9 protein-coding genes are annotated in these 9,903 nt (G+C 75.2%); 4 read left to right on the top strand and 5 right to left on the bottom strand.

Annotated features, from left to right (window positions below):
• Positions 1-122: 122 nt before the first annotated feature.
• The 3 genes from H1A17_RS32030 to H1A17_RS32020 all read left to right on the top strand — a co-directional run bounded on the left by H1A17_RS32030 (position 123) and on the right by H1A17_RS32020 (position 3,545).
• Positions 123-1,085, top strand: a complete 963-nt coding sequence (locus H1A17_RS32030; protein ID WP_228544638.1) for an SCO7613 C-terminal domain-containing membrane protein — start codon at positions 123-125, stop codon at positions 1,083-1,085.
• A 113-nt stretch (positions 1,086-1,198) separates the two neighbouring features.
• Positions 1,199-2,350, top strand: coding sequence for an FHA domain-containing protein (locus H1A17_RS32025; RefSeq protein ID WP_145921502.1), 1,152 nt, complete (start codon positions 1,199-1,201; stop codon positions 2,348-2,350).
• A 142-nt stretch (positions 2,351-2,492) separates the two neighbouring features.
• Positions 2,493-3,545: an acyl-CoA desaturase gene (locus H1A17_RS32020; protein ID WP_194823625.1), complete on the top strand. Its 1,053-nt coding sequence runs from the start codon at positions 2,493-2,495 to the stop codon at positions 3,543-3,545.
• Between the two features lie 63 nt (positions 3,546-3,608).
• Here the strand turns inward: H1A17_RS32020 and rocD are convergent, their stop codons facing one another.
• The 3 genes from rocD to H1A17_RS32005 all read right to left on the bottom strand — a co-directional run bounded on the left by rocD (position 3,609) and on the right by H1A17_RS32005 (position 6,771).
• Positions 3,609-4,823 (bottom strand): ornithine--oxo-acid transaminase, encoded by a 1,215-nt coding sequence (gene rocD / locus H1A17_RS32015; RefSeq protein ID WP_194823624.1) that lies wholly within the window; start codon positions 4,821-4,823, stop codon positions 3,609-3,611.
• Positions 4,820-5,635 carry a dimethylargininase gene (gene ddaH / locus H1A17_RS32010; protein ID WP_194823626.1) on the bottom strand — a complete coding sequence of 272 codons (816 nt, stop codon included), beginning with the start codon at positions 5,633-5,635 and terminating at the stop codon, positions 4,820-4,822. Before ddaH ends, rocD begins: the two co-directional genes overlap by 4 nt.
• A 353-nt stretch (positions 5,636-5,988) precedes the next feature.
• Positions 5,989-6,771: a thrombospondin gene (locus tag H1A17_RS32005; RefSeq protein ID WP_194823623.1), complete on the bottom strand. Its 783-nt coding sequence runs from the start codon at positions 6,769-6,771 to the stop codon at positions 5,989-5,991.
• Between the two features lie 157 nt (positions 6,772-6,928).
• On the opposite strand from H1A17_RS32005, the gene H1A17_RS32000 reads away from it, so the two are divergent.
• Positions 6,929-7,735, top strand: coding sequence for an Fpg/Nei family DNA glycosylase (locus tag H1A17_RS32000; RefSeq protein ID WP_194823622.1), 807 nt, complete (start codon positions 6,929-6,931; stop codon positions 7,733-7,735).
• Positions 7,736-7,750: 15 nt separating this feature from the next.
• On the opposite strand, the gene H1A17_RS31995 is transcribed toward H1A17_RS32000, so the two are convergent.
• On the bottom strand, positions 7,751-9,358 hold the full coding sequence (locus H1A17_RS31995) for an aminoglycoside phosphotransferase family protein (RefSeq protein WP_194823621.1): 1,608 nt from the start codon (positions 9,356-9,358) through the stop codon (positions 7,751-7,753).
• A gap of 32 nt (positions 9,359-9,390) precedes the next feature.
• On the bottom strand, positions 9,391-9,903 hold a 513-nt coding region (locus H1A17_RS31990; RefSeq protein ID WP_194823620.1), incomplete at its 5' end, for a helix-turn-helix domain-containing protein.

Raw genomic sequence — 9,903 nt, 5'->3', positions numbered from 1 at the left:
CGGCCAGACGTCGAGGTGGGCCGGATAGCGCCGCCCGGCGGTGTCCCGCAGTTCGTCGTGCGGGACCGGCGGCAGCGCACAGGTCACCTCGGCGGCCGACACCGCGGTCGGAGCTGGTGCCGGTGACCACCCCGATCGGTCTGCTGTGGACGGCCGCCGGCCTGGTCGGGCTGCTCGCCACCCGGGCCGGCACGCTGGCCGGGCTCGCCCTGCTGGTGGTCGCGGCGGCGGTGGTCGGCGCGGTCGGCCGGCGGGCCGGGGTACGGCTGCTGGGCTACCTGACCGCCGTCGCGGCGGCCACCGGGTTCGCGCTCACCGCGCCCCTGGCCGCCGGCCTGCCGACCCGGACGGCCGGTTTCCCGGTGCTCGGGGTGGCGGTGGCGGCGCTCCTCGGCGCACCCGCGCTGGCCCGGCGCGGCTCGTTCACCGTACGGGCGCTGGAGGCCGCCGCGCAGGCGGTGGCCGTGCTCGCCCTGCTGCTCACCGTCGGCGCGATCCGGTACGCGGCCGTGATCTGCGTGCTCTGGGGTGCCGCCGCCGCACTGCGGGTGCTGTACCCGGGCCGGTCGGCCGGCCGGCGGTGGGCCTTCGGGGCGGTGGCCGGCGGCAGCGAGCTGCTCGGGGCGTGGCTGCTGCTGATCAGCGGCGAGGTGGTGCTGCTGGAGGCGTACACCCTGCCGGCGGCCGGGTTGACGCTGGTGGCCGGCCTGCTCGCGTTGCGGGCCCGACCCGGGTTGACCAGTTGGCTCGCCCTCGGCCCGGGGCTCGCCGCCGGGCTGCTGCCCAGCCTGGTGTCGGTGCTGGTGGCCGCCGACCCGCAGCCGTGGCGGCGGCTGCTGCTGGGCGGCGCCGCCCTGGGCGTGGTGCTGGTCGGGGCGGTCCGGCGCTGGCAGGCCCCGGTGGTGCTCGGCGGCGGTGCCCTCGTCCTGCTCGCGGTGCACGAACTGGTCCGGGGTTGGGACCTGCTGCCCCGCTGGATCTACCTGGCCGTCGGCGGGCTGGCGTTGATCACCCTCGCCGCCACCTACGAGCGGCGTCGGCGCGACGTGGCCCGGCTGCGCGCGGCGGTGGGCCGGATGGGCTGACCCGGGCACCGGTAGGGTCGTGCCAAGGCAGCGCCTGTTCACCCCGGCGGGCAGGTGCCGACCGGGCCGGCGGTGGCGGCCCGGCAGATCGACGACATCCTCCGGAGCGCGCGATGAGATTCGAGATCAGCAAGGTGCTGGACGCCATCGAAGGGCGGGTCTGCACCGACCCGTCCCTGGCCCGAGCGGTACTCGACCTGGCCGAGGTGATCCGCTACCAGGATCTCGACGGTGGCCGCCCGGCCAGCCTGCTGCGGCTCGGCATGGTGATCGACGCGCTCTCCCGCGAGCTGGCCGAGGACAGCGTCCCGGTCTACGCGATCGTGCACCGGGCGCTGCTCTCCGACGCCGACCTCACCTCCAACGAGCGGATGGTGGTCCGCCGGTGGGCCGACGACGGTCTGGTCGAGGTGCTCGACAACCCGGGTGACCGGATGCTGGAGGTGGCCGACCTGCTCGGTCTGCCGGTGGTCAGCAGGGTCCGCTTCGACGGCCTGCGCGGCCGGTTCCCGTGGCTGGTGGAGCAGCCGGGACGGGTCGTCGCCCCGGTGCCCGGCGCGGGCGGCCCGGCCTTCGTCGCGCACGTCGGGGGCGGGCACACCCCGGTCGAGGGCGACCGTTCCCCGGTCGGCGGGCAGCTGCTCGCCCGCAAGTGGCGCTGCCCGGAGCCGGGCTGCGCGCTGTTCGGCGGAGGTGGGGGCGGTGGGGCGTTCGCCGACCTGGCCCGGGTGGACCGGGCCCCGGCCGGTCAGCCGCCGCCCGCCCTGCGCAACGGCGTGCCGACCTGCCCCCGGCACGGTGCCCGGCTCTCCGACGCCGGGCCGCGCCCGCGCAGCGAGGTGCTGGCGATCCGGATCGGTGGCCTGATCCGCCGCCGTTTCGTCCTCACCGAGGACGAGCCGGTGACGGTCGGCCGGGCCCCCGAGGAGACCGGGGGCGTGATGCTCGGGCAGTGGCTCAACGACGAGGCGCGGCGCTGGATCAGCCGGGCGCACGTCCGGTTCGAGCTGCGCGTCGGCGAGGTCATCGTCACCGACGTCAGCACCAACGGCTCCGGCATCAGGCCGAACGGCTCGATGACCGAGGCCGACCGCGTCCCGCTGGCCCCGAAGCAGTCCCGGGTGCTCGGCGGCGCGGACATGGTGGAGCTGTACCCCGGGGTGCAGGTCGGCCGGGCCCGGGAACTGCCCACCGGGGCGGCGTTCACCCCGACGTCGGTGATGGCCGAGGCGCCCACCATGGCGATGCGGCTACCGCGCAACTGACCCCTACCGACCGCGGCCGGTAGGGGTAGCTCCACCCTGGACTGGGGGCTGACAAGGATTGTCCAGTCTCATCTATGACGCCAGGCTTGGTGACGGAAGGCCGCCCATCGGGTGCGGCCGCGACACCGGAGGGTGCCATCAGATGAGTTCCTCGACGTTGGCAGCGTCGACCGCCCGGCGGGGCAGCGACTATGCGCGCCTGTCCCGTAGGGTCGCGGAGGCGGGGCTGTTACACCGGCGTCCCGGTTGGTACACGGCCTGCATTGTCGGGACCCTGGGTACCTTCCTGGCCGGTTGGGCGCTGGTCGCGATGGTCGGCGACTCCTGGTGGCAGTTGCCGCTGGCGGTCGTGATGGCAGTGGCCACCACCCAGGTGGCGTTCCTCGGGCACGACGCCGGGCACCGGCAGATGTTCCGCCGACGCGGCCACAGCGAGGCGGCCGGCCTGATCGCCGGCAATCTCGCCGTGGGACTCAGCTACGGCTGGTGGGTGGACAAGCACAACCGGCACCACGCCAACCCGAACCACGCCGACGAGGACCCTGACGTCGGCGCGGGTGCGCTGGTCTGGACGCACGAGCAGGTGATGGCGACCCGGGGCTTCGGTCGGTGGATGGCCCGCCGGCAGGCGTTCCTGTTCTTCCCGCTGCTCCTGCTGGAGGGGCTGGCGCTGCACGTGGCGAGCATCCGGGCCCTGACCGACCGGGAGCCGGGCGGCGGGTGGCGGGTTCCGGTGCGGCACCGGGCCGTGGAGGCCCTGCTGCTCGTGGCCCACACCGTCGGCTACGTCGGCCTGCTGCTGGCGGTGATGTCGCCGGTCAAGGCGTTGCTGTTCGCCGTCATCCACCAGGCGCTCTGGGGCCTCTACATGGGGTGTGCGTTCGCCCCCAACCACAAGGGCATGCTGATGCCCACCGACGAGGACGACCTCGACTACCTGCGCAAGCAGGTGCTCACGTCCCGCAACGTCTCCGGTGGCTGGTTCGTGGACCTGGCGCTGGGCGGCCTGAACTACCAGATCGAGCACCACCTGTTCCCGAACATGCCCCGGGGCAACCTGCGCCGGGTCCAGCCGCTGGTGAAGGCCTACTGCATCGAGCAGGGCATCTCGTACGCGGAGACCGGGCTGATCGACTCGTACCGGCAGGGGCTGGCGCACCTGCACGAGGTGGGCCGGCCGCTGCGCGAGGGCTGAGTCGACGCACCGGCGCAAGGGCGCCGGGACCGCGACGGTCCCGGCGCCCTTGCGGGTACGACCTCAGCCGGCCAGCACCGCGGCGAGCTGCGCCACCGCGTGGTCGATCTCGTCGGAGGTGATCACCAGCGGCGGGGCCAGCCGGATGGTCGAGCCGTGGGTGTCCTTGGCCAGTACGCCCCGGTCCATCAGCCGCTCGCACGCCTGCCGCCCGGTCATCAGCGCCGGGTCGATGTCGACCCCGGCCCACAGCCCGCGTACCCGCACCGCGACCAGCCCGCTGCCGAGCAGCCCCGCCAGCCCGGCGCGCAGCCGCTCGCCCAGCTCGGCGGAGCGGCGCTGGAACTCCCCGGTGGCCAGTAGCCGGACCACCTCGGTGGCGACCGCGCAGGCGAGCGGGTTGCCGCCGAACGTGGAGCCGTGCTGGCCCGGCCGGAGCACACCGAGCACGTCGGCGTCCGCGGCGACGGCGGAGACCGGCACGATGCCGCCGCCGAGCGCCTTGCCGAGCAGGTACATGTCCGGTACGACGCCCTCGTGGTCGCAGGCGAAGGTGCGCCCGGTCCGGCCCAGGCCGGACTGGATCTCGTCGGCGATGAACAGCACGTTGCGGTCGGTGCAGGCCCGGCGTACGCCCGGCAGGTAACCCTCCGGCGGCAGGACCACGCCCTGCTCGCCCTGGATCGGCTCCAGCAGCACGGCGACGGTGTTCTCGTCGATCGCCGCCTCCAGTGCCGCCAGGTCGCCGTAGGGCACCACGGTGAACCCGGGCGTGTACGGCCCGAAGTCGGCGCGGGCGTCGGCGTCGGTGGAGAAGCTGACGATGGTGGTCGTCCGGCCGTGGAAGTTGCCGTCGGCGACGATGATGTTCGCCTGCCCGGGGGCGACCTTCTTGACCTGGTAGCCCCACTTGCGGGCCACCTTGATGCCGGTCTCCACCGCCTCCGCGCCGGTGTTCATCGGCAGCACCAGGTCCTTGCCGCAGAGCGCGGCCAACTCCCGGCAGAAGTCGGCGAACTGGTCGTGGATGAACGCCCGGCTGGTCAGGGTGAGCCGGTCGAGCTGCTCGTGGGCGGCCCGGATCAGGGTCGGGTGCCGGTGGCCGAAGTTCAGCGCCGAGTAGCCGGCCAGGCAGTCCAGGTAGCGCCGACCGTCCACGTCGGTGAGCCAGGCCCCCTCGGCGGAGGAGATCACCACCGGCAGCGGGTGGTAGTTGTGCGCGGTGTACCGCTCCGCGTCCCGGACGGCGGACGGGGTCCGCACCATGTCCTCGATCACTGGCTCGCCTTTCCCTGACGGATTCGCAACGTGCAGCACTTCGGTCCGCCGCCGGCCTTGCGCAGCTCGGACAGGTCGACACCGATGGTCTGGTAACCCCGGTCGCGCAGCTGCGCGGCCAGCCCGGTGGCCTGCGCGGGCAGCACCACGTGCCGGCCGTCGCCGACCGCGTTGAGGCCGAGCACCTCCGCGTCGGCCATGCCCGCCCGGACCGCGTCCGGGAAGAGCCGGCGCAGCACCGCCCGGCTGCCGGGGGAGAACGCCTCCGGCAGGTACGCCACGGTCCGCTCGTCGAGCACGGTCAGCGCGGTGTCCAGGTGGTAGAAGCGCGGGTCGACCAGTTGCAGGGTGACCACCGGGTAGCCGAAGACCTCCTGCAACTGGGCGTGTGAGGCGTGCGCGGTGCGGAACCCGGTGCCGGCGAGCAGGTGGTCGCCGACCAGCAGCACGTCCCCCTCGCCCTCGTTGACGTGCTTCGGGTCGTACACCTCGAAGCCGGCGGCCTCGAACCAGGCCCGGTAGGCGGGGGCCTCGTCGGCGCGCTGCGGGTCGCGGAACTGCACCGCCATCGCCCGGTCGCCGATGACCGTGCCCCCGTTGGCGGCGAAGACCATGTCCGGCAGGCCGGCGACCGGGTCGATCAGCTCGACGGTGTGGCCGAGGTCGAGATAGGTGCGGCGGAGCTGCTCCCACTGCCGGATCGCCAGGGCGGCGTCGACCGGCGCGGTCGGGTCCATCCACGGGTTGATGGCGTAGTCGACGGCGAAGTACGTCGGCCGGCACATCAGGAAGCGCTGGCTGGTGGCGTCCATCGTCATTGTCCTGCTCCCGAGGTCGGGCGCGCCCGGCCTCCGTGGCCCACGGGCTGGCGCCGTGGCTCAACGGTATGCGGCCCGGCCGTGCGACAACCACCGCCGAGACTTGCGTCCGGCGGTGGTTCGTTGCGTGTGGCCCGACCGCGACGGCGATCCGTTGCGTGGCGGCGTACGGCGAAGGGGCCGTCACCCCGGCGGGAGATGACGGCCCCTGTGCGCTTCGGTGGCGGCGAACCGCTGCCCCCGAGGTGGGGTGCCCGGCTGGTGAACCACCAGAGCTGGTCGGGCGGTGCCGGCGAGCCGGCTGGTCCAACGTCGCCGGCGAACCGCCGGCGGGGTCAAATGTGCCCTCAGAACCGGTCGACAAACTGTGAGTCAAGCCACTCCCGGAACCGGGCCACCCAGTCGCCGTCGGTGGTCGGCCAGTCGAACTGACCGGTGAAGGCGAGCACGCCGAGCACCACCGCGGCCAGGCCGACAAGCACGCCGACCAGCGCGTCCGTGGTACCGGCCACGTGCCGACGCCGGGTCGCGATCAGCCCCAGCACCGAGCAGACCGCGCCGAGCGCGCCGAGGGCGATGCCGTACCCGGCCAGCGTGCCGGTGAGCACGAACGCCGCGCCCACCACCGAGACGATCAGACCCAGGGTGGCGAGCAGGCTGGTCCTCGGCTTCGGCCCGGCCACCACCGGCGGCTGCGGGTCGGCCCCGTCGGTGTCCACCCGGTCGCCGGGGCGGGTGCCGGCGGGCGGGGGCGGCGGAACGGGCGTCCGGTCCCGGTCGACCGGCCGGTCCGGCACCGGACGCGGCGCGGGGTCGGTGACCCGGATCGGGTCGGTCGGCGTACGCGGCTCGTCGTCGACGGTGGTCGACCGGGCGGCGGCGGCGCTCCGGGTGCCGTCCACGGCGCTGCGGGCGGTCGCCGCCCGCGCCAGCGCGCCGCGCTCCGCCGCCCGCCGCTCGTCGTCGGCGTCGCGTTCGCCGTCGGTGGCCAGCGACCCGCTGCGGTACGTCGCCCGGTCGGCGTCCCGGTCGGTCACCACGGGCTGTCCGTCACGCGCGTCGACCACCCCGTCGCCGTTGCTGTCCTGCGCCGCCGTCCGGCGGCGCAGGAGGGAAGGAACGTTCACCATCACACCTCCTCGTCGATGCGTGCAGCCCTCGGAAGGGTCGGTGGCCGGCACGCGGGAACACCCCGGATGTACCCCGTCCGTCGATCGACCACACTCCGGGCGACCCGGACGGCACCGTCGTCGGCGGGGCCGGGGCGGCGGGCTACCCTTGGCACCCGTGCCAGAGGGACACACCATCCACCGCCTCGCGGCCCGGCACGCCGAGCTGTTCGCCGGCGACAAGGTCACCGCCAGCAGCCCGCAGGGCCGCTTCACCGAGGGTGCCGCCCTGCTCTCCGGCAGCGTCCTCGACGGCACCGAGGCGTACGGCAAGCACCTGCTGCACCACTACGCCGACGAGCGCACCCTGCACGTCCACCTGGGCCTGTACGGCAGGTTCACCGACGGGGACGGCGAGCCGCCCGTACCGGTGGGGCAGGTCCGGCTGCGGCTGGCCAGCGACCGGCACTGGCTGGAGCTGCGCGGACCCACCGCCTGCGAACTGCTCACCCCGCCCGAGGTGGCGGCGTTGCGCGGCCGGCTCGGCCCGGACCCGCTGCGCGCCGACGCCGACCCCGACCGCGCGTACGCCCGGATCGGGCGCAGCCCCACCCCGCTCGCCGCGCTGCTGCTCGACCAGTCGGTGGTGGCCGGCACCGGGCTGATCTTCGTGACCGAGGTGCTGTTCCGGGCCGGCCTGCGGCCGACGCTGCCCGGCCGGGCGCTCACCCCGGCGGGCTGGACGGCGCTCTGGACCGACCTGGTGGCGCTGATGAGCGTGGCGGTGACGCACGGCCGGATCGACACCGTCCGCGACGCCCACCTGCCCGAGGCGATGGGCCGTCCCGCCCGGGTCGACCGGCACGGCGGCGAGGTGTACGTCTACCGCCGCGCCGGCTCCCCCTGCCACGTCTGCGGCGGCCCGGTCAGCCGGGGCGAGCTGGCCGGCCGCAACCTCTACTGGTGCCCCACCTGCCAACGCTGACCCGGGCGGGGGCGCCTACGTGCCGTCGACGAGCCAGCGGGCCACCTCGACCTGGTTGGTGAAGACCGTGTCGCCGTCCAGGCTCCAGGCCAGGCAGTGCGCGATCGTCCAGCCGACCACCCGGTCCCGGTCGAGGCCGAGCGCCCCGGTGACCCGGTCCAGCCGCCGCCGTACCGCCCCGGGGGAGTGCCCCAGCTCGGCCCCGCGCACGATCGGCACCACCGCGAACTCCCGCTCACCCAGCAGCGGCTTCGGGTCGATCACCAGCCACGGTTCCCGGGTGGCCCGCAGCACGTTGCCGGCGTGCAGGTCCTGATTGACCAGCACCTGCTCGCCCTGGGTGTCGACCAGCCGGTCGAGCTGGTCGAGCGCCGCGTCGACCAGCCGCCGCCCGTACGGCCGGCCGGCCCGTTCCCACCGCTCGGGCAGCCGCTGCCGCCAGCCGACGGCCTCCTCGGCGAGCGGGGTGAACGGCCCGGCCGCCCGCCGCCACAACCGGGGCAGCAGGCCGGCCACCACGTCCACCGCCTCGTCGGCGGGCACCTCGTGCAGCGGTGAGCCGGGCCGGCCGAGTTCGATCGCGGCCTGCCCGACGCCGGAGGCGACCAGCCAACCCACCGCGACGGTCGCCCACCGCGACCAGGCCGGCAGGATGCGGCCCAGCACCCGCCGGTGGGTGCCGGGCAGCAGGAACACCGCCAGGGTGAACAGCCCGCCCAGCCACACGCTCATCCCGGCCAGGTGCACCACGTCGGCGAGGATGCTCACCGGCGGCAGCGGCGAGGCCACCGGATGCCCGGCGAGCGGCCAGGTGACCAGCCCGGCCAGGCCCACCACCGCCAGCGCTACCCGCCGGCCGCGCCCGGCCCGTCCGCCGGCCACCGCCGTCAGCAGCCCGGCGGCGATCCCGGCCAGCGCCAGCCGGGCGCCGAGCACCGGGCCGACGTCGCTGCCCGCCACCGCCGTCAGGTCGCCGCGCGACAGGTCGCCGACCGGCACCCCGACCATGTCCGCGGCCTGCGCCACCCACGTTCCGGCGGTACCCACGGCCACCAGGGCGAGACCGACGTACCCGGTGGCGGTGACCGCGCGCCGGCGGCGACGGCGCGGCCAGCGCGCCGCGCCGAACAGGGTGGGGCCGACCGCCAGCACCAGGCCCAGGTAGCCGACGTACCGGGCGGCGGGGGTCCACCCGCCGGAGGGGCGCTCGTCCACGCTGACCGGCTCCGGGGGCGTCGCCGACGGCGCACCGGCCGAGTAGGCGAAGCTACCGGCGACCGGGTGGCTGTCGGCCGAGATCACCCGGTAGCTGACCAGGTAGGTGCCGAGCGGCCGGTCCGGCACCCGCACCGGGATGCGCAGGGTGGCCCCGTCCGCGACCGGCTCCCCGGCGGTGACCCGCCGCCCGTCCGGGCCGAGCACCTGCACCCGGCCGACGACCGGGGAGACCGACTCGCTGAAGACCAGCACCACCTCCCCGGGTGGGGAGCCGATCACCGCGTCGCGGACCGGGCTGGTGGCGACCAGCGCGGCGTGGGCGGCGGCCGGGGTCGCCGGGGCCAGCGGTACGGACAGCAGCGCGAGGAGGAACCCCAGCAGCACGGCGGAACGGGTGGTACGCACGCACAGTGGTTCGTATTTCGTGATCACATGGTTCAACCGTCGCCGGAACGATCCGGCTCACCGGTCGGATGCTGGTGCAGGGCGAGGGTCAGCAGGAGACGGGCGTCCGGGTCGTCGAGGGCCGGGCCGAACAGGCCGCGCAGATGCCGCATCCGGTAGCGGACCGTCTGCGGGTGGGTGTGCAGGTCCTCGGCGACGGCGACCACCTGCCCCTGCCGGCGCAGCCAGCCGCGCAGGGTCTCGGCCAGGGCCCGGCGGGTGGTCGGCCGCAGCCCGGCCAGCGGGGCCAGCACCGTCCCGGCGAGGTGCCCGGCCAGGCCCGGCTCCCACGCGGTGAGCAGGGTGAGCAGGTGGTCGTCGCAGGACACCACCGGGTCGGGGCCGAGCGCACCGAGCTGGTGCAGGGCCAGCGCCCGGCGGGACAGCCGGTACGACAACCGCGCCCGCTGCCGCCGCACCGTCGGCCCGAGCGCGGCCCGCCGCCCGACCAGGGCCTGCCGGGCCCGGTCGAGCCGTCCCGGCGTACCGGGATCGGGCAGCACCAC

It is taken from the genome of Micromonospora sp. S-DT3-3-22 (genome assembly GCF_015354745.1).
Taxonomy (GTDB): Bacteria; Actinomycetota; Actinomycetes; order Mycobacteriales; family Micromonosporaceae; genus Micromonospora; species Micromonospora wenchangensis.
This window is presented reverse-complemented; position numbering and strand designations above follow the sequence as displayed.